Source organism: Gilliamella sp. B2824 (assembly GCF_026536245.1).
Lineage (GTDB): Bacteria > Pseudomonadota > Gammaproteobacteria > Enterobacterales > Orbaceae > Gilliamella.
In genome coordinates this window covers 1-21,023 of sequence record NZ_JAFNON010000008.1, presented here as the reverse complement: position 1 = coordinate 21,023, position 21,023 = coordinate 1, and the positions used below count along the sequence as shown (strand labels likewise).

20 protein-coding genes are annotated in these 21,023 nt (G+C 35.9%); 16 read left to right on the top strand and 4 right to left on the bottom strand.

Annotated elements, in window-relative coordinates:
- Window positions 1-6 precede the first annotated feature (6 nt).
- From J3U56_RS08665 to J3U56_RS08595, 15 genes are all read left to right on the top strand, one after another.
- A complete protein-coding gene (locus J3U56_RS08665; RefSeq protein ID WP_267344556.1) occupies window positions 7-1,161 on the top strand; it encodes an amidohydrolase/deacetylase family metallohydrolase in 1,155 nt (384 codons plus the stop codon).
- Window positions 1,139-2,278, top strand: coding sequence for a DgaE family pyridoxal phosphate-dependent ammonia lyase (locus J3U56_RS08660; protein ID WP_267334177.1), 1,140 nt, complete (start codon window positions 1,139-1,141; stop codon window positions 2,276-2,278). The genes J3U56_RS08665 and J3U56_RS08660 overlap by 23 nt, the downstream gene beginning before the upstream one ends.
- Entirely contained in the window at window positions 2,278-3,018 is a 741-nt protein-coding gene (gene dagF, locus J3U56_RS08655) for a 2-dehydro-3-deoxy-phosphogluconate aldolase (RefSeq protein WP_267344557.1), read from the top strand. The genes J3U56_RS08660 and dagF overlap by 1 nt, the downstream gene beginning before the upstream one ends.
- A gap of 3 nt (window positions 3,019-3,021) precedes the next feature.
- Window positions 3,022-4,941, top strand: a complete 1,920-nt coding sequence (locus tag J3U56_RS08650; protein ID WP_267344558.1) for a BglG family transcription antiterminator — start codon at window positions 3,022-3,024, stop codon at window positions 4,939-4,941.
- Window positions 4,942-5,171: 230 nt separating this feature from the next.
- Window positions 5,172-5,681 carry a 23S rRNA accumulation protein YceD gene (gene yceD, locus J3U56_RS08645; RefSeq protein ID WP_267334180.1) on the top strand — a complete coding sequence of 170 codons (510 nt, stop codon included), beginning with the start codon at window positions 5,172-5,174 and terminating at the stop codon, window positions 5,679-5,681.
- Between the two features lie 4 nt (window positions 5,682-5,685).
- Window positions 5,686-5,853: a 50S ribosomal protein L32 gene (gene rpmF / locus J3U56_RS08640; RefSeq protein ID WP_065557369.1), complete on the top strand. Its 168-nt coding sequence runs from the start codon at window positions 5,686-5,688 to the stop codon at window positions 5,851-5,853.
- 33 nt (window positions 5,854-5,886) lie between these two features.
- A complete protein-coding gene (plsX, locus tag J3U56_RS08635) occupies window positions 5,887-6,933 on the top strand; it encodes a phosphate acyltransferase PlsX (protein ID WP_267334181.1) in 1,047 nt (348 codons plus the stop codon).
- Between the two features lie 4 nt (window positions 6,934-6,937).
- Window positions 6,938-7,891: a beta-ketoacyl-ACP synthase III gene (locus tag J3U56_RS08630; RefSeq protein ID WP_065634140.1), complete on the top strand. Its 954-nt coding sequence runs from the start codon at window positions 6,938-6,940 to the stop codon at window positions 7,889-7,891.
- 34 nt (window positions 7,892-7,925) lie between these two features.
- A complete protein-coding gene (gene fabD / locus J3U56_RS08625) occupies window positions 7,926-8,861 on the top strand; it encodes an ACP S-malonyltransferase (protein WP_267344559.1) in 936 nt (311 codons plus the stop codon).
- A gap of 18 nt (window positions 8,862-8,879) precedes the next feature.
- Entirely contained in the window at window positions 8,880-9,614 is a 735-nt protein-coding gene (fabG, locus tag J3U56_RS08620; RefSeq protein WP_065634142.1) for a 3-oxoacyl-ACP reductase FabG, read from the top strand.
- Between the two features lie 150 nt (window positions 9,615-9,764).
- On the top strand, window positions 9,765-9,998 hold the full coding sequence (gene acpP / locus J3U56_RS08615) for an acyl carrier protein (RefSeq protein WP_034948180.1): 234 nt from the start codon (window positions 9,765-9,767) through the stop codon (window positions 9,996-9,998).
- A gap of 155 nt (window positions 9,999-10,153) precedes the next feature.
- Entirely contained in the window at window positions 10,154-11,398 is a 1,245-nt protein-coding gene (fabF, locus tag J3U56_RS08610; protein WP_267334183.1) for a beta-ketoacyl-ACP synthase II, read from the top strand.
- A gap of 190 nt (window positions 11,399-11,588) precedes the next feature.
- Entirely contained in the window at window positions 11,589-15,068 is a 3,480-nt protein-coding gene (gene dnaE, locus J3U56_RS08605; RefSeq protein WP_267367378.1) for a DNA polymerase III subunit alpha, read from the top strand.
- Between the two features lie 237 nt (window positions 15,069-15,305).
- The gene (gene accA, locus J3U56_RS08600) at window positions 15,306-16,265 is read left to right on the top strand and encodes an acetyl-CoA carboxylase carboxyl transferase subunit alpha (RefSeq protein WP_267344560.1); all 960 of its coding nucleotides are present in this window, start codon (window positions 15,306-15,308) and stop codon (window positions 16,263-16,265) included.
- Between the two features lie 21 nt (window positions 16,266-16,286).
- The gene (locus J3U56_RS08595; protein ID WP_141671541.1) at window positions 16,287-16,655 is read left to right on the top strand and encodes a diacylglycerol kinase; all 369 of its coding nucleotides are present in this window, start codon (window positions 16,287-16,289) and stop codon (window positions 16,653-16,655) included.
- Window positions 16,656-16,730: 75 nt separating this feature from the next.
- On the opposite strand, the gene J3U56_RS08590 is transcribed toward J3U56_RS08595, so the two are convergent.
- The 4 genes from J3U56_RS08590 to metK form a co-directional block, all read right to left on the bottom strand.
- The gene (locus tag J3U56_RS08590; protein ID WP_267344561.1) at window positions 16,731-17,573 is read right to left on the bottom strand and encodes a 23S rRNA (adenine(2030)-N(6))-methyltransferase RlmJ; all 843 of its coding nucleotides are present in this window, start codon (window positions 17,571-17,573) and stop codon (window positions 16,731-16,733) included.
- Window positions 17,567-18,031 (bottom strand): hypothetical protein, encoded by a 465-nt coding sequence (locus J3U56_RS08585; protein WP_179854760.1) that lies wholly within the window; start codon window positions 18,029-18,031, stop codon window positions 17,567-17,569. Before J3U56_RS08585 ends, J3U56_RS08590 begins: the two co-directional genes overlap by 7 nt.
- A gap of 161 nt (window positions 18,032-18,192) precedes the next feature.
- Entirely contained in the window at window positions 18,193-18,696 is a 504-nt protein-coding gene (locus J3U56_RS08580; protein WP_267344563.1) for a SprT family zinc-dependent metalloprotease, read from the bottom strand.
- Window positions 18,680-19,831 carry a methionine adenosyltransferase gene (gene metK / locus J3U56_RS08575; protein ID WP_267334189.1) on the bottom strand — a complete coding sequence of 384 codons (1,152 nt, stop codon included), beginning with the start codon at window positions 19,829-19,831 and terminating at the stop codon, window positions 18,680-18,682. Before metK ends, J3U56_RS08580 begins: the two co-directional genes overlap by 17 nt.
- A 199-nt stretch (window positions 19,832-20,030) precedes the next feature.
- On the opposite strand from metK, the gene murI reads away from it, so the two are divergent.
- Window positions 20,031-20,858: a glutamate racemase gene (gene murI, locus J3U56_RS08570; RefSeq protein ID WP_267348858.1), complete on the top strand. Its 828-nt coding sequence runs from the start codon at window positions 20,031-20,033 to the stop codon at window positions 20,856-20,858.
- Window positions 20,859-21,023 lie beyond the last annotated feature (165 nt).

Here is a 21,023-nt window from a genome sequence, read left to right as displayed (position 1 = left end):
CAACTTATGTATGATTTAATTATAAGAAACGCCATATTAATTGATGACTCGATAACCGACATTGCTATTTATCAAGGAAAAATTGTCAAAATAGACAGTGCCATTTCAGATCCAACTATTCGCATTTTAGACCTAAAACAGAAATATTATGTCAGTGCCGGATGGATCGACTCTCATACTCATTGCTTTGCGCGTTCACCCATCTATCATGATGAGCCTGATTTAATTGGGGTTAAAGCGGGCGTAACTTCTGTTGTGGATGCAGGTAGTGTTGGTGCACTTGATGTTGATGAATTCTATCAATTAGCTCAGCAAGTGCAGACTCATGTTTATTCATTTTTGAATATTTCAAAAATTGGCTTAATTAGACAAAATGAACTTGCCGATATGCAAGATGTTGATGTCGCGTTATTTGACAAAACTTTAGCTAAATATCCTCATTTTATTATTGGAATAAAAGTTAGGATGAGCCGTAGTGTGGTGGGTGAAAATGGTATTTTACCATTAATCAAAGCGAAAAAGATGCAGAAAAAGACCGGTTTACCACTGATGATTCATGTCGGGAATAATCCGCCAGAACTAGATGAAATTGCCGATTTATTAACTAAAGGCGATATTATTACTCACTGTTTTAATGGTAAGCCAAATCAAATATTTGATAAACAAAACAATTTGCGAGATTCAATCAAACGCGCTATTGAACGTGGCGTAATTTTAGATATTGGCCATGGTGGAGAAAGCTTTAGCTTTGCTGTTGCCGAGCGTGCTAAGTGCTTAGATATTTATCCTAATACAATTAGTTCCGACATTTATTCTAAAAATCGTTTACAAGGTCCCGTATTTAGTTTAGCAAATGTGATGACCAAGTTTATTTGTCTTGGTTATAGCCGAAAAAAAATTATTGATAGTGTTACTCAAAATGCGGCACAAGTTTTGCGTCTTAAAAATAAGGGCAAGTTAACAGTTGGTTATGATGCTGATTTGACTGTTTTTGATATTAAACAACAAGCTATTGAGTTAGCTGATTCAGAAGGTGAAGTCAGACGATGTCATGAACAATTCGTGCCTTTAGCATCGATTGTTGCTGATTCGACAAAACATTCGTTATACATAGAAATAACAGAAGAAGGTAGTAAAAATGCGCTCACAATCTCAAACTGAAAAAGACGTTTATAGTCAATATCATTTAAAAAAGGTCATTAATGCGTCAGGGCGTATGACTATTTTAGGCGTTTCAACACCAAGACCTGAAGTGGTGGATGCGGTATCTCATGGTTTAAGCGAATATTTTGAAATCAAAGACTTAGTTGATAAAACTGGGCAATATATTGCCAAATTACTCAATGTCGAAAGTGCAGTCGTGGTTTCATGTGCGTCAGCAGGTATAGCACAAGCTGTTGCAGGGTTAATTATTAAGGATGATCGCGATCTATTATTTAATCTACATTCGTCTGATAAATATGTACCTCGTGAAATTATTGTTCCTAAAGGGCATAACGTTAATTTTGGTGCACCAATTGGGACAATGGTGTCTTTAGGTGGCGGGATTGTCGTTGAGGCAGGTTACGCGAACGAATGTAAACCCGAACATATCGAATCATTAATTAATGCTGATACAGCAGCCATTTTATATGTTAAGTCACACCATTGCGTGCAAAAAAGTATGTTAACAGTTGCACAAGCAGCTACCATTGCCAAAAAACATAATATACCACTGATTGTTGACGCTGCCGCAGAAGAGGATTTATATATCTATTATCAGCAAGGAGCTGATTTAGTTATTTATAGTGGTGCAAAAGCAATTGAAGGACCGACAAGTGGTTTAGTGATTGGTCGTCATCAAGCAATTGAATGGTTAAAACTTCAATCTCAAGGCATTGGACGCCCAATGAAGGTGGGGAAAGAAGGTATTTTAGGTTTAACTAAAGCCATTGAACTTTATGTAAACGATCCTAAGCAAGAAACTGGTCAGCAAATGGTGAGTAAAATGACCCCATTTATTGATAATCTTAATTCTTTACCTGGCGTATTAGCCAACGTGGTTTGGGATAGTGCAGGGCGAGATATTGCTCGTACAGAAATCGCATTTGATAGCACTGTAATAGGTAAAAGTGCTATCGAAATAGTTGAATTAATGAAGCAAGGTGAAATTGCTGTTTATTTTCGCGAATATAAAGCTAACGAAGGTAAAGTTGATGTTGATGTACGTAGTGTAACTTCTGCTCAACTTGACATTATTTATAATAAAATTAAACGTATTATACTAGGAGTAAAATAATGCAGTTGACACCTAATTATTATAATGATCGTGTCTGTTTAAATGTTCTGGCTAACTCAATTGATAATGCTAAAGCCGTTTATGAAGCAGCACAAACTCATGTTGTAGTTGGTATTTTATCGAAAAACTATTGTGATAATCAATCAGCAATAACCGATATGAAAAAATATGCGCAAGCAATTGATAATGCTATTTCAATAGGGTTGGGCGCTGGCGATCCGAATCAGTCAGATATGGTATCTGAAATATCAGCAGTACTTCAACCACAACATGTCAATCAAGTCTTTACTGGTGTGGGAGCTAGCCGTGCTTTGTTAGGTCAAAAAGAGACTGTGATTAATGGCTTAGTATCACCAACGGGTAGAATTGGATTGGTCAATATTGCTACTGGCCCGTTGAGTAGTAAAACTACCAAGAGCGAGGTACCGATTGAAACAGCAATTGCATTACTCAAAGATATGGGCGGAAGTTCAATCAAATTTTTTCCAATGGGTGGATTAAAACATCGAGTCGAATTTGAATATGTGGCAAAGTGTTGTGCTGAACAAGATTTTTATCTGGAACCCACAGGGGGAATCGATTTAGACAACTATGAAGTCATTTTGAAGATAGCTTTAGATGCTGGTGTGAAAAGGATTATCCCACATATTTATAGTTCTATTATTAATCAAGCGACAGGAGAAACGCGCACTGCTGATGTTGAAAAACTTTTGGCAATTACACAAAAATTGGTAGGATAAATAATGTCATCTAAAGTGCTGTTTTCTTATCAGCGATTAGCGTATTTATTTGATACCATAAAAAACGAAACGCTGCCTCAACAGGAACTCGCTAACCGTTTTTCGGTATCTACTCGTACTATTCGTACTGACATTTCAGCACTTAATGATATTTTACGTCATTATGGCGCGCAAATTGATTATACTAAAAATATTGGTTATCAACTGCTAATATCTGATGCTAAACGTTATGCAGCTTTAACTAATTCACATTCAATAGAAAATATTCCACGAACAAGCAAAGAGAGGATAGTTGCTTTAATAATCGCTTTTCTAACACAATCTAATTCTGTCAAATTAGATGATATTGCTGATAAATGGTTTTTAAGTCGTAGTACGTTGCAAAATGATGTGATTGAAGTTAAACAATATTTAGATAAGTATAATTTGCAATTAGAAAACCGTCCCTATTATGGTATGCGTTTAATTGGTGAAGAGTCTTCCATTCGAGCATGTTTAACTGATATTTTATGGCAACGATATATGGCGGAAGATACCTTAACAATTGGTAGACTTCAAAAGCATATATTGAATGATATTGAGTTGGATTATTTAGAAAAGGTATTGCAAGATCAAATTGAGCGTTTTGAGTTAAAATTAAATGCTGAAGGAAAAAGTTATTTACTCTATAGTTGTGCTGTTTCAATTAGCCGAATTACGCAAGGTTATGAGTTAATTGATTATCAAATAGATCAGATTAATAGTACTGTTATTGGCGCAGCTCAAGAGATTTCGGAAGAGTTTTCTTATTTTCTAGGTAGTGTACTTTCTCAAGCTGAGTTGAATTATTTATGCGTTCAAATCATGTCTCGCACCATTATTGATTCGCCAAATCAAGCAAAAAGTTTAGCGCTTGTAAAACATATTTTATCTTATATTAATCATACTTATCACTATAATTTATTGAAGGATGAAAAATTATTCGAAGATATGTCAATCCACGTTTCATCGATGCTATCGCGCGTGAAATATCAAATTCGTACAACAAATCCTTTATTGCAAGAAATAAAACAATATTATCCGTTTGCTTATGATATTACCTTATCAGCACTAGCAAATATGGAAAAATATACCGAATCAAAAATGACCGAAGATGAGATCAGTTACTTGGCTGTGCACATTGGTGTCGCATTAGAACGTAATTATAGTGCTGGTCATGAAAGATATGCTCAAATACTGCTAGTGAGCGATCTTGGTAATGCAACCTTACGTATGATTGAATCGAAGATTAAGCGTGATTTTCCACATATTCAAATTAGTCGTATACTTTCATATCGAGAATATGAGCAGTTAACAAATATTGAGGAAGATTTTATTGTCTCAACCGTACGCTTAACTGAAAAAGATAAGCAAATTGTTAAAATAGCGCCATTTCCAACTGCCTATCAACTCGAGCAATTAGGGCGATTGGCTATGATAGACAGAACAATGCCCTATATGATCGAGCGTTTTTTCGACAAAAAATTTTTTCTTATCATGGATAAACCAATAACACAATCAGAACTTTTTAAAGTGGTTTGTCATCGTTTAGAAAAGCAAGGATATGTCGATGCATCTTTTTATCATTCTGTCATTGAACGTGAAGCGATTGTTTCAACATTATTAGGTGAAAATATTGCTATTCCTCACTCAGTAGGTCTGTTGGCCAAAAAGACGGTTGTGACAACCATATTAGCGCCACAAGGAATTTTATGGGATAAAAATGAAGTCGCACACGTCATTTTTTTATTAGCAATTAGTAAGGATGAATATGAAGATGCGATGCGAATTTATAATTTGTTTGTCAATTTAGTGAAGGAGCGTTCAACCAAACGTTTATTAAATAGTAAAACCTTTGAAGATTTCCAAGCTATCGTCAAAGATAGCTTTGGACGATTGTCTTAAACTGTCATTGGTATTGTTAATAGTCGAAATTGCATTTTTTTATATTAAACTTTTTACGAAATTAAAATAAATATATTTGATAAAATATTAAGGGAATAATCAATAACTAATACAAATAATATTAGTTGCGCCCATTGACGAAATGGTCATTTAAAGGTAAGATGCGCGCCTTACGGCATTGTGTAGTTTTTAACTGCATAAAATAATTTTCAAGGTAGCAAGCTTATCTTATGCAAAATAAATTGCCATTAACAATTGACCCTGTCAAAGCGGCACAAAAACGACTTGATTATGTTGGATACTATCCAGCGCAAAGTGCAACAAGGGTTGAAAGTCTGAAAAGCGATATTGAGTGTAGTTTGTCTTTTTATTATGATGAGCAGAAACTTTGTGTTATCGCAATTGATGCAAAAATAACGTTGGAGCTTATTTGTCAACGTTGTTTCAAACCTTTTATCACTGAAGTTCATGTGATGAATAAATTTAGTCCTGTTAAGAGCGATGCTCAGGCAGAGGCGTTACCGGAACATTATGAACCCGTTTTTATGAACGAGTTTGGCGAGGTCGATATATTAGCGTTACTTGAGGACGAAATTATTCTCTCGTTACCAATTGCGCCGGTACATGATAGTAAACACTGCGAAGTGTCAGAGGCAGATATGGTATTTGGTGAAATTCCTGTTGAGAATGAAAAGCCGAATCCATTTGCAATTTTAGTTAGTTTAAAGAATAAGGGGTAAATCCATGGCTGTTCAACAGAATCGTAAAACTCGTGCAAAACGTGGTATGCGTCGTTCTCATGATGCATTAACTGCTGCTAATATCTCAGTTGATGAATCAGGCAAAACACATTTACGTCATCACGTAACCGCTGATGGTTATTATCGTGGTCGTAAAGTGATTTCTAAATAATTATTTAGTCATTAGAAATCTTCAGGTGACATTTTGGATAATCTAACCATTGCGTTAGATGCTATGAGCGGGGACTTTGGTCCTCGTGTGATTGTTCCTGCTGCAATACAAGCACTAAATTGTTATCCAAATCTCTCTATTTTTCTGGTGGGTGATCCAGCAGAAATTAGTCTTTTTTTATCTAAAGAAAATGCAAAGTTTGTCAAGCAATATCAACAAGACCATCGACTAATGTTGATCGAATCAACATCTGTTATTGCTAATGATATGAAACCTGCTTATGCCATCCGGCATAGCCATGGCTCATCAATGAGAATAGCGCTAGAATTGGTTAAAAATAACCAAGCTCAAGCTTGCGTTAGCGCTGGTAATACTGGTGCATTAATGGGACTGTCTAAGCTATTATTACATGCACTAGTTGGTATTGACCGTCCTGCATTAGTTGCCATCATTCCTGCATTAAATAATCAAAATACAGTAGTATTGGATTTAGGTGCTAATGCTCAGTGTGATAGTGATATGTTAGTGCAATTTGCCATAATGGGGCAAATCTTAGCCAAAACAGTGCTTAAAATTGATCATCCCAGAGTTGCTTTACTTAATATTGGTGAAGAAGATACAAAAGGTTTGGATAAAATACGTGCTGCAGCAGCGATTTTAAAATCGAATGATAATATTAATTATATCGGCTATTTAGAAGGTAACGAGCTTTTAACTGGTAAAACCGATGTACTAGTCTGTGATGGCTTTGTGGGTAATGTGACATTAAAAACAGTAGAAGGTTTACTTAAAATTTTCATGTCTTCATTTAAGCTATCTATTGGCCATAATTCATTATTAATGAAACTATTAAGTAAGTGGTTACAAAGAAAGGTGTCTAAAAATTTTGGTTATTTAGATCCCGGACGATATAATGGCGCATGTTTGCTTGGGCTTCAAAGCATTGTGATTAAAAGTCATGGTAGCGCTAATCAAAAATCATTCTTTGCAGCAATAGAACAAGCTATTTTGGCTATCCAAACCAATATACCTGAGAAGATTGCAAGCAGCCTTTCTTCCGTACTACCTAAGAGCGAATAATTAGATGTATACAAAGATATTAGGAACAGGGAGTTATCTTCCAAAACAGATAAGAACCAATGCCGATCTTGAAAAAATGGTCGATACCAGTGATGAATGGATCACAACACGAACAGGAATAAAAGAACGACGCATTGCAGCACCAGACGAAACAGTAACTTCTATGGCTTATGAAGCGTCTTTAAATGCTATTGAAATGGCAAAGATTGATAAAAATGAGATAGGTATGATTATAGTTGCCACCGCAACTTCAGTGAATGCTTTTCCTAGCTCAGCCACCGAACTGCAAGCAAAGTTAGCTATCGGAGATGTCATTGCTTTTGATGTTTCTGCTGCATGTTCAGGGTTCGTCTATGCACTTGATATTGCCGATAAATATATAAAAAGTGGTGCAATTAAATATGCATTAGTGGTTGGTTCGGACATGCTAACTCGTGGTGTCGATCCAACAGATCGTGGAACAATTATCATTTTTGGCGATGGTGCCGGTGCTGTTGTGGTTGGTGCTTCTCAAGAACCAGGGATTATTGCTTCACATCTTCATGCTGATGGTCGTTACGGCGAGTTATTAAAATATCCTTATGTTGATCGCCGTGATATGAATGATCCCGTTTATATGACTATGCAAGGCAATGATGTATTTAAAATTGCTGTCAAAGAGCTTTCAAATTTAGTCGATGAATTACTAACAGAAAATTCCTTTAATAAATCCGATTTAGATTGGTTAGTACCACATCAAGCAAATTTAAGAATTATTTCAGCCACAGCAAAACGTTTAGATATGGATTTAAGTAAAGTTATTGTTACTTTAGATAAACAAGGCAACACTTCAGCCGCATCGGTCCCTTGTGCATTAGATACAGGTGTGCGAGATGGCCGTATTAAGCGAGGCCAACTAATCTTATTAGAAGCTTTTGGTGGCGGTTTTGTTTGGGGCTCTGCGCTCGTTAGATTTTAAACAAAAATTATTTTGAGTATTCAAGGATTTAAAAATGACCAAATTTGCAATGGTTTTTCCAGGACAAGGTTCACAAGCCGTCGGTATGTTAAAAGATCTTGCTGACAATTATCCAATTGTAAAATCTACTTTTGACGAAGCGTCACAAGTATTAGGTTACGATTTATGGGCATTGGTACAACAAGGTCCAGTTGAGGAACTGAACAAAACATGGCAAACACAACCAGCTTTATTAGCTGCTTCAGTTGCTACGTTTAGAGTTTGGCAAAGTGTTAATGGTGCACAACCTGAATTTATGGCAGGACATAGTTTAGGTGAATATTCGGCATTGGTATGTGCTGGCGTGATTGATTTTAAAGATGCAATTAAATTAGTTGAATTACGTGGCAAACTTATGCAAGAGGCTGTACCAACAGGAACTGGTGCGATGTATGCCATTATCGGTTTAGATAATGAGTCAATAAGTAAAGCGTGTGAACAAGCATCGCAAGGCCAAGTTGTTGCGCCTGTCAATTTTAATTCACCAGGACAAGTTGTTATTGCCGGTAATAAAGAAGCTGTAGAGCGCGCTGGCGTACTTTGCAAAGAAGCAGGTGCTAAACGTGCTTTACCATTAGCTGTTAGTGTTCCTTCCCATTGTGAGTTAATGAAACCCGCGGCCGAAAAATTAGCTATTGCCTTGAATGAAATTACTTTCAACACGCCAAAATTTGCGGTTATTAATAACGTTGATGTTAAGATTGAATCCTCAGCAGAAAAAATTAAAGCCGCATTAATTGCGCAGCTTTATAGCCCTGTTCGCTGGACAGAAACTGTTGAGCAAATGGCGAAACAAGGTGTAACACTGTTAGTTGAAATAGGACCAGGTAAAGTACTAACTGGATTGGCTAAACGTATTGTTGATTCGTTATCAGCATGTGCTGTCAATGATAAAGCGTCATTAGATGTTGCAATAGAAAATACTAAATAGAAGATAAAAGGGGTAGTTATGAACCTATCAGGAAAAATTGCTTTAGTTACTGGTGCAAGTCGCGGGATAGGTAAAGCGATTGCTGAAAAGTTAGTTGCTTGTGGTGCAACTGTTATTGGCACTGCAACAACAGAAAAAGGTGCTGAAGCAATCAGTCAATATTTAGGTACACATGGCAAAGGTTTTGCTTTAAATGTGACTGACGAAGCATCGATTGAATCTGTCATTAATGCTATTAAAACTGAATTTGGTGATATTGATATTTTAGTGAATAATGCTGGTATCACTCGTGATAATTTATTAATGCGAATGAAAGAAGAAGAGTGGCAATCTATTTTAGATACCAATTTAACTTCGGTGTTCCGCCTATCTAAGGCTTTAATGCGATCTATGATGAAAAAACGTTATGGACGAATTATTACAATCGGTTCTGTTGTTGGTACAATGGGTAATGCAGGGCAAGCTAACTATGCGGCAGCTAAAGCAGGATTAATTGGTTTTAGTAAATCATTAGCTCGTGAAGTTGCATCTCGAGGTATTACGGTTAATGTGGTAGCGCCTGGATTTATTGCAACAGATATGACTGAAGCATTAACCGATGAGCAAAAAGCCGTGACGTTAGCACAAGTGCCAGCTGGACGATTAGGAGAGCCATCAGAAATAGCCAATGCTGTTGCATTCTTGGCTTCCGATGAAGCATCTTATATTACTGGTGAAACTTTACATGTCAATGGTGGCATGTATATGGTGTAATTGATCAGAATAGTGTAGAATAAGCCAATATTTTGACTTTTTGAGCAAAAAATAAGCAATTGGGTTGAAAAATGATTTGCATCTTTTTCAACATTTTATAAACTTACATTCACCGCCGCTTTTGGCGATATTTATAGGAAAAAAAAGAGTATGAGCACTATTGAAGAGCGAGTTAAGAAAATTATTGTTGAGCAACTTGGTGTGAAAGAGGAAGAAGTTAAGAATGAATCTTCTTTTGTTGAAGATCTTGGCGCTGACTCTCTTGATACAGTTGAATTAGTTATGGCTTTAGAAGAAGAATTCGATACTGAAATTCCTGATGAAGAAGCTGAAAAGATTACAACTGTACAATCAGCAATTGATTATATTACTGCGAATCAATAAGGTTAGCAGAGTTTTCATAATAGGCGGTCAAATGATCGCCTAGTTTGTATTTATATCTTTAATTTTTATATAAAAATTAATATTCATGTATTGAAAACTCAACATAAAATTTTCAATGATTCAAATTTCATTTCAATCCTTTTCTGGAGGACAATGTGTCTAAACGCAGAGTTGTTGTCACCGGAATGGGCATGATATCTCCGGTAGGTAATACAGTTGAATCCACTTGGCAAGCACTTTTAGCTGGACAAAGTGGTGTTGAACTAATAGAACACTTTGATACTGCCCCTTTCGCAACGCGCTTCGCCGCTATGGTTAAAAATTTTAATGGCGAAGATTATAATATTTCACGTAAAGATGCTCGTAAAATGGACTATTTTATCCAATATGGCATTGCTGCTGGTATACAAGCAATGCAAGATGCGGGTATTGAAATTTCGGAAGAAAATGCAGAACGTATTGGTTGTGCTATTGGTTCAGGCATTGGTGGACTTGGATTAATTGAAGAAAATCATAGTGCTTTAATTAATGGTGGCCCGCGTAAAATTAGTCCGTTTTTTGTTCCTTCTACCATAGTGAATATGATAGCTGGTCATTTATCGATTATTTATGGATTAAAAGGACCAAGTATTACAATTGCAACAGCTTGTTCTTCAGGCGTACACAATATTGGTCATGCAGCACGTATGATAGCCTATGGTGATGCTGATGGTATGCTTGCTGGTGGCGGTGAAAAAGCGAGTACACCGCTTGGTATTGGCGGTTTTGGTGCAGCGCGTGCATTATCAACTAATAATGATAATCCTAAAGCGGCAAGTCGACCATGGGATAAAGATCGTGATGGTTTTGTACTGGGTGATGGTGCTGGCATTATGTTTTTAGAAGAGTATGAGCATGCTAAAAAACGCGGTGCAAAAATTTATGCAGAAGTTGTCGGCTTTGGTATGAGTGCTGATGCTTATCATATGACTTCACCACCAGAAGATGGTAGTGGGGCAGCATTAGCCATGAAATGTGCTATTCGAGATGCAGGAATAACACCTGAGCAAGTGGGCTATATTAATGCTCATGGTACATCAACGCCAGCTGGTGATAAAGCAGAAACACAAGCAGTTAAAAGCATTTTTAAAGAAAATGCCAACAAAGTAATGGTAAGTTCAACTAAATCAATGATTGGTCATTTACTAGGCGCTGCGGGTGCTGTTGAGTCTATTTTTACGGTATTGGCATTACGCGATCAGGCTGTGCCTCCAACAATTAATTTAGATAATCCTGATGATGGATGTGATCTAGATTATGTACCGCATACCGCTCGTCAAGTTAAAAACTTAGAATATGCACTTTGTAATTCATTTGGTTTTGGCGGAACTAATGGTTCAGTGTTATTTAAGAAAATTTAATTGATCTCTACCCACCGATAAATTAGATTATCGGTGGTATAAGTTTAATCATTTTCATCGATCAACGTTATTCAAAAGATTCCTTCTTTTTTCAATTCAAACAAAACATGTTGATAAACAGAATAAGAATATTGCTATTGCTTGTGATATAATCGCTAACAATTTTTTAGCATAATTATTTCTGATAAATATGACAGAGCCTAAGTTTATTCATCTTCATCTACATAGTGACTTTTCAATGGTTGATGGTATCGCTAAAGTGGGGACACTGGTTAATGAGGTTAGCCAGTTGCATATGCCTGCTTTTGCTATTACCGACTTTACCAATCTTTGTGGTTTGGTTAAGTTTTATGGATCTGCGATGGCAAAAGGAATTAAGCCGATTATTGGTGCTGATTTAGCAATCAGAAGCTCACAATTACCGGATGATATTTATCGATTAACGCTACTCGCTGCTAATAATGAAGGTTACAAAAATCTGACATTACTTATATCTAAAGCTTATGAAAGGGGATATATCGGTGATATGCCAGTTGTTGATCAGCAGTGGTTAGCTCAATATCGTACCGGACTTATAATTTTGGCTGGGCGGGAAAGTGATATTGGTATAGGTATTATTCGTAATAATGAGTCTATAATCGATAACGCTATCAATTTTTATAAAGAAAATTTTCATGATCACTTTTATTTTGAGTTAGTTCGTACTAAACGTAACAACGAAGAGTTGTTTATTCATAGCGCAGTAAAACTTGCTGAACAATATATGTTGCCGGTTGTTGCGACCAATGATGTTCGTTTTTTACAACCTTCTGATTTTGAGGCCCATGAAATTCGCGTAGCGATACATGATGGCAACACTCTTGAAGATCCTAATCGTCCTAAGAACTATTCACCAGAACAGTACCTGCGTAATGAGCAGGAAATGTGTGAGTTGTTTTCAGATATTCCTGAGGCTTTAGAAAATAGTGTAGAAATAGCTAAGCGTTGCAATGTGACTATACGTTTGGGTGAATATTTTTTACCTAAATTTCCAACAGGGGATATGTCTACTGAAGATTTTCTAGTCTATAAATCACGTGAAGGCCTTGAAGAACGACTAAAGTTTCTTTTTCCTGATCCAGATATTAGAGCACAAAAACGAGCAGAATATGATGAGCGTTTAGAAACTGAACTTAATGTTATTAATCAAATGGGTTTTCCCGGTTATTTTTTGATCGTGATGGAGTTTATTCAATGGTCAAAAGATAATGATATTCCAGTTGGCCCAGGTCGAGGTTCGGGAGCGGGTTCATTAGTGGCTTATGCATTAAAAATAACAGATTTAGATCCGTTAGCCTTTGACTTACTTTTTGAACGTTTTTTAAATCCTGAACGTGTATCGATGCCTGACTTTGATGTCGATTTTTGCATGGAAAAACGTGATTTGGTTATTGATCACGTTGCTGATATGTATGGTCGTGATGCGGTTTCACAGATTATTACTTTTGGTACAATGGCAGCTAAAGCTGTAATTCGAGATGTTGGGCGAGTGCTTGGCCATCCTTATGGGTTTGTCGATCGTATTTCTAAATTGATTCCTTTAGATCCAGGTATGACACTGGCTAAAGCATTCGAAATTGAGCCACAATTACAAGAATTATATGATAATAACGAGGAAATTAAGTCGCTAATTGATATTGCTCGTCAATTAGAAGGCGTAACTCGCAATGCAGGTAAACATGCGGGTGGTGTTGTGATTTCACCAACAAAAATTACCGATTTTTCACCTATTTATTGTGATCCCGAAGGGCATCATCCTGTTACTCAATTTGATAAAAATGATGTTGAATATGCTGGCTTAGTTAAGTTTGATTTCTTAGGATTGCGCACATTAACCATTATTGATTGGGCGATCAAAATGATTAATGAACGTCAGATTAGAGAAGGGAAAGAACTTGTTGATATTACGCGCATTCCTCTGGATGATAAAGACTCTTTCGATTTATTGCTGAAAGCTGAAACAACCGCAGTATTTCAGCTAGAATCGCGTGGCATGAAAGATTTAATTCGGCGCTTAAAACCAGACTGTTTTGAGGATATGATTGCTTTAGTAGCATTATTTCGCCCGGGACCTTTACAGTCAGGAATGGTAGACAATTTTATCGATCGTAAACATGGGCGAGAAGATGTTTCTTATCCCGATATAAAATATCAACATGAGTCATTAAAACCTATTTTAGAGCCAACTTATGGGATTATTTTATATCAAGAACAGGTCATGCAAATAGCACAAACTTTGTCCGGTTATACCTTAGGCGGTGCTGATCTACTGCGCCGTGCTATGGGTAAAAAGAAACCAGAAGAGATGGCTAAACAACGTTCTGTTTTTAAAGAAGGCGCTGAGAAACAAGGTGTGGATGGTGAACTTTCAATGCATATTTTTGATTTGGTTGAAAAGTTTGCAGGTTATGGTTTTAATAAATCACACTCTGCCGCCTATGCACTGGTGTCTTACCAAACTTTATGGCTGAAAACCCATTATCCAGCTGAATTCATGGCAGCTGTTATGACAGCAGATATGGATAATACCGATAAAATTGTGGGCTTGGTTGATGAATGCTTACGAATGGGACTAAAAGTTAATCCTCCAGATATTAACAGCGGTTTGTACCATTTTCATGTGAATGACAAAGGCGAAATTGTTTATGGCATTGGTGCAATAAAAGGCGTTGGTGAAGGGCCAATTGAAGCAATTGTTGAAGCTCGTAATAGTGGGGGCTATTTTAAAAATATTTTTGAACTGTGCGCGCGCACAGATATGAAAAAAATCAATCGACGTGTATTAGAAAAGCTAACTATGGCCGGTGCTTTTGATAAATTAGGACCGCATCGGGCAGCAATTTTACATAGTATTAGTGATGCAATGCAGGCAGCTGAGCAATATACCAAAGCGCAAAATATTGGCCAAGAAGATATGTTTGGCGTATTAGCTGAAGAGCCTGAACAAGTTGAACATGCTTATGCAGCAGTACCAGAATTACCCGCTCAAGTATTACTTGATGGCGAAAGAGATGCTTTAGGACTTTATCTAACCGGCCATCCGGTTACGCAATATTTAAAAGAACTCAATCGTTATGCCGGTGGCGTACGCATTAGTGAAGCTGCGCCAACTGGTTGGGGAAAGACAGCTACCTTCGCAGGAATAGTTGCTGATGCAAGAGTTAGAATTACCAAAAAAGGCAATAAAATTGGTCTATTTACTTTAGATGATCGTTCTGGTCGAATTGATGGTATGTTATTTGCCGATTCTTTAGAAAAGTTTGGGCATCTTTTAGTTAAAGATAAAATTCTGATAGTGTCAGGTCAAGTTAGCCCCGATGATTTTAATGGTGGACTAAAGATGTCTGTTCGCGATATTGTTGATTTGAAAGATGCTCGAGCTAAATATGTTAAGGGCTTGGCTATTACATTAACTGAAGCTGAAGCTAATCGTTCGATATTACAGCGTTTACAACAGATTTTAGAACCTTATCGACATGGAAGTGTACCGGTTAATCTTTATTATCATCGAGATGATTCGGTCGTTCGGATCCAATTTGGAACAACTTGGCGTATAGTTCCTGAAGATGCTTTAATCGTAGAGTTGAAAACATTACTTGGAAATGAGCGTATTGAATTTGAGTTCGAATAGCCCATATATATTAGCGATGCATTTTTCATCAACTACTCAGAATAAAATTTATATCAATAGAATTAGGTAAAATGATTTTAATATATCTTAAAGCTTACTGAAATAAATATTGGTGACTTTAATGCGTATTACATAGTAGAATTGGCTTAATTTTATCTTAAGAAATAGTCAATATACTGTATTTAGTAGTGTATTTTTTAGGAAATACAAATAACACAAGAGGCAATCATAATCGTTATGAGCAATTTTTTGGAATTTGAAAAGCCGATAGCGGAATTAGAAGCAAAAATTAATTCCTTAAAGAATATTGATTCACAACAAGTGGAATTAGATATCAATTTAGATAAAGAAATTAAACAGTTAAATCAAAAAAGTCGTGAATTAACTAAAAAAATATTTGCAAACTTGTCCCCTTGGGATGTTGCACAACTAGCTCGGCATCCAAACCGACCGTATACATTAGATTATATTAAAGAGATTTTCACTGATTTTGATGAATTAGCTGGTGATCGTGCTTATGCTGATGATAAAGCTATTGTAGGTGGAATTGCACGTATTGATGATCGTGCTGTTATGGTTATTGGCCATCAAAAAGGTCGTGAGACCAAACAAAAAATATATCGTAATTTTGGTATGCCTGCTCCGGAAGGATATCGTAAAGCATTAAGGCTGATGCAATTGGCTGAACGCTTTAAATTACCTATTATTACTTTTATCGATACACCCGGTGCTTATCCTGGGATTGGTGCAGAAGAACGAGGTCAAGCTGAAGCCATAGCGCGTAACCTACGTGAAATGTCACGTTTAAAAGTGCCAACAATTTGTACTGTAATTGGTGAAGGTGGATCTGGCGGCGCACTGGCTATTGGTGTTGCAGATAAAGTGAATATGCTACAGTACAGTACCTATTCTGTGATTTCTCCTGAAGGCTGTGCTTCTATATTATGGAAAAGCGCAGATAAGGCATCAGTTGCTGCTGAAGCCATGAATATGACAGCTGATAAATTACTCAAATTAAATCTTATTGATTCTATTGTGCCTGAACCTCTTGGCGGTGCGCATCGTGATTATAGTACAGTAGCTACCTCATTGAAAAAGCAGCTACTAAGTGATCTTGACGAGCTTGAAAATATGGATGAGTCGGTTTTATTGGAGAGAAGATTTCAAAGGCTAATGAATTACGGATATGTTAGATAATTTTTAATTTGGAATGTTATGATGGAAAAATCGACAGGTTTACAACGTATTTTTAATGCAACCAAATATTCTTTAAAAGGCTTTAAATCGGCTATTAGGTATGAAGCTGCATTTCGTCAAGAATTAATTTTATTAATAGTAGCTTATATTATTGTGATGCTAATCGATTTTTCTATTTATGAACGTATTTTATTACTTGGCTCGATTGGTGTAGTCATGATTGTTGAACTGATTAATAGTGCAATTGAGTGTGTTGTTGATCGTATAGGTAAGGAAAGACATGAGTTATCAGGTCGAGCTAAAGATTATGGTTCAGCAGCGGTATTTTTATCTTTATTATTAACTATTATTTTATGGATCTATTTATTTGCATGCCATTTTTTTCCATAATTTCAGTTTTAACGTTTTCTTTATAATTATTTAAAATGCGAGAAAACCTCGCATTTTGTTTATTAACCTGACAATTTATTCTGTCACTAATTTTTTAATCAGTATATTGCCAGTCTTATCTGTATCAAGAATATTGGATAGCCACGGTAAGATTGTTTGCATTTGCTCATGCAATTTCCAAGGTGGATTGATGACAATCATGCCCGATGCGGTCATTCCTTTATGATTATTATCCGGCCTTAATGCTAGTTCAAATTGTGATATTCGTTTAATTCCTAAATTTACAATTCCATCTATCATTTTTTGGCTTTGTGTTCTTGACACAACAGGATACCAAATCAAGTAAACTCCAGTTGCAAAACGTTTATAAGCTTCATAAATTGCTGCTGGAATTTTTTGATAGTCTTCTTTTATTTCGTAAGATGGATCGATCAAAATAATGCCGCGACGTGATTGTGGTGGTAATTTAGATTTTAATTGCAAAAAACCATCTTCACGTAACACGTTAGCGCGCTTATCCTTTGCAAATTCTTGCTTTAATAAAGGATAGTCACTTGGGTGTAATTCAGTTAAATTCAATTTATCTTGTTCTCTTAATAGTTGTTTAGCAATTAAAGGAGAACCTGGATAATATTTCAAAGTATCAAAAGGATTATATCGTTTTAACACTGAAATATACGGAGTAAGAGCTTCTGGTATAGCTGTTTGTTGCCAAACTAAATTTATTCCTGATAAATATTCACCCGTTTTTTCAGCATGCTCGCTTTGTAATAAATAACGGCCAGCACCAGAGTGCGTATCTAAATATAAAATCGATTTTTCTTTTTCTTTTAACGATTCAAGACACAAGGTTAAAACAATATGTTTTAACACATCTGCATGATTACCAGCATGATAGCTATGACGATAACTTAACATGATTTACTCAACCTTTTTTGTTCATTTGTTTGCATATAGAAAGTTGTTAATGCTATACAGAGCAGGCAAGGAATTTCCATTAATTCTTCAATCAAATCTTTACGTTCTCGAGTTAATACTAAAAATTCGTGTCCCATACGATGGTGCTCTGCGATATCTGCAATTCCCAAAAAAAGAAATGCGAAAAAGATATGCCAAAAAGGAATACTTTCAAATTTATAACGCCGTGCTATTTCTTTGCGGATTGTTGGTAAGAAAGTCGTCAGTAATGGTATACCCATTACAATAGCTGCAATGATTTTATAATAAAAACGTGGAACGTCAGGATAAAAATCACGCCCCCAACTTATTCCTCGTCCAAAAAGCATAATCCACCAAAAGATTGTCCAAATCCAGAATTTATATAAGGTAGCATGATGTTGTACGCGTTTTGCATAATAAAACGTATAACCACACATAAATAATAAAAAGAGAGATTGTAGGTGTTCAATAAGTGTAACTGTTAACCCATTATATAGAGGAATATAAAAATTACCGAAAATATACAGAAACACACCTAAGAGAAGAATAAAAAATGAACTTTTATAAAAATGAAAATCGAGTTTACACATGTAATGGTCTAAATTGGAATAACTTGTTTAAGTATACTACCGCATTTTTGGCATAAATAACTAGTTTTATTGTTTTGGATTTTATTATGTCTGATTTTAGTTAAATGGTGGATTTGGCAATTACAACGGTACATATAGCTATTGCGCTTTATTGTAAAGTTATGGGTTACTTTTGGTAATTTACCTAATACTTCAGACATCATATATTGCCACTCTTTGCCATGAGGTTTAACTTTACCAAATGTTTTAAACACCAGTAGATGAGCAAGTTCATGAGGAACGACTTCATCAATAAATGTATCACCATTGTCAGTTAACATTATTGAATTAAGCTGTATTTCCCAGCGTGTTAACAGTGCGCTACCGGCAATACTTCCTTTAACTTTATAAATTACTTTAGGTTCAGGAAATACGGTGTGTAAAATAAGGCTGGCTTGTCTTAGGTTTTCCCTTAAACAAGCCATGACTTTATTATGTAATAAAATGGGTATTCGTCTATAATCCTGCGGCATCGCGAAGTAATGTAGCTTTATCTGTTTTTTCCCATGGGAAAATATCACGACCAAAATGGCCATAACTAGCAGTTTGTTGATAAATTGGCTGAATCAAATCAAGCATTTGAATCAATCCATAAGGTCTTAAATCAAAAAATTCTTTGATTAAATTTACTATTTTATCATGATCAATCTTTTCTGTGCCAAAAGTATTGACATAAATCGATGTTGGATTTGCAACGCCTATTGCGTACGATATTTGTAATTCACATTTATCGGCAAGCCCTGCTGCAACAATATTTTTAGCAACATACCGAGCAGCATATGCAGCTGAACGATCAACTTTAGATGGATCTTTTCCTGAAAATGCGCCTCCGCCATGACGTGCAGCTCCACCATAAGTATCGACAATAATCTTACGACCCGTTAATCCACAATCCCCCATTGGACCACCGATAACAAATCGACCCGTAGGATTAATAAAGTATTTGGTTCTTGATGTTAACCATTTGGCAGGCAATGTTGGTTTAATGATTTCTTCCATTACTGCTTCTTGTATTGCTTTTTGTTCAATACCTTCTGAATGCTGGGTTGATAAAACTACTGTATCAACGCCTTTTATCTGACCATTTTGATAGATTAATGTGACTTGACTTTTAGCATCAGGGCGTAACCAAGGGAGCGTTCCATTTTTTCTGACTTCTGCCTGACGGCGCATTAAATCATGTGCATAACTAATTGCTGCAGGCATTAAATTCGGCATTTCATTGGTAGCATAACCAAACATAATGCCTTGATCACCTGCACCTTGTTCAAGAGGATCTTTGCGATCGACACCTTGGTTTATATCTGGTGATTGTTTACCAATAGCATTGAGTACCGCACATGAATTGGCATCAAACCCCATTTCTGAGCTAGTATATCCGATGTCATGAATAGTTTTGCGAGTCAACTCTTCAATATCTACCCAAGCAGATGTCGTTATCTCTCCACCGACTAAAGCCATACCAGTTTTAACATAAGTTTCACAAGCTACTCTTGCTTTTGGATCTTGCTTTAAAATAGCATCAAGCACTGCATCAGATATTTGATCGGCGATTTTATCTGGATGACCTTCTGAAACAGATTCTGAAGTAAATAAAAATTCTGACATGATATACCTTCTTTTAACTTATTAAATGCAATACTTGATATGCGATGAGATGTATTCTATTTTAGCAGTTTTACCATCTAGACGTCTATTTTAATAATTTATGAGTAAAAAAGCCAGTATTACCTTAAACAAAATTACTTGCATAAATTTTTATTCAATTTAGGATAATGTCGATTTAATTTCCTAATCTTTATTTAATATGAGCATAGCGAGACAATCTCCAACAATATTAATATTTGATTCGGGTATCGGTGGGTTATCTGTCTATAATGAAATCTACAAAAAGATGCCTAATCTACACTATATCTATGCATTTGATAATGAAATGTTCCCTTACGGAGATAAATCAGAACAGTTTCTTATTGATAGAGTAATTAATGTTATTGATAACATTAGCAAATTATATACTATTGATTTAGCGGTTATTGCTTGTAATACAGCAAGTACCATATGTTTACCTAGTTTACGTGCTAAATTTTCTTTTCCGATTGTTGGCGTCGTGCCAGCTATTAAACCAGCTAGTCAAATGACTAAAAATAAATGTATAGGGCTATTAGCAACCAAAGCAACAGTTCAAAGAGCCTATACAAACAATTTGATTAAACAGTTTGCACCTGATTGTAAAGTTGAATTACTTGGGCTATCTGAACTAGCACAGATTGCAGAGAATAAACTGCAAGGTATGGCAGTTAATATGCCGCAACTTAAACAGTTATTACAGCCTTGGCTAAGTTTATCGGTTTGCCCTGATACTATTGTATTGGGATGTACACATTATCCTTTTATCAAAGAAGAGTTGCAGGTAATTTTTCCTCACGCTACTTTTATTGACTCTGGTAATGCAATTGCGATGCGTGTTTATGAATTACTTCATGAAAAAGGCAAATTGATTGATAGTAATTTACCACTAAATAAAGAGAATATTATTGTTAGCACAGCGCTTAACCAATATGTTGAAAAATTAACTAGCAAATTAGCTCAATATAATCTTCAACGATATCAATGCATTAATGTTTTGAGTGTTTAAAGCTTATTCGAACAATTAAAAGATCATGTTTTTTTGCTTGATAAAAAAAATGAAGTGCCTATAATGCGCATCCACTGACTCGGCGTTAGTGAAAAACAAACGAAGAACGTGTTAGAGAGCAAGATCAAAAATATTGAAAAAAGATCTTGACGAATAAAAAGGTGT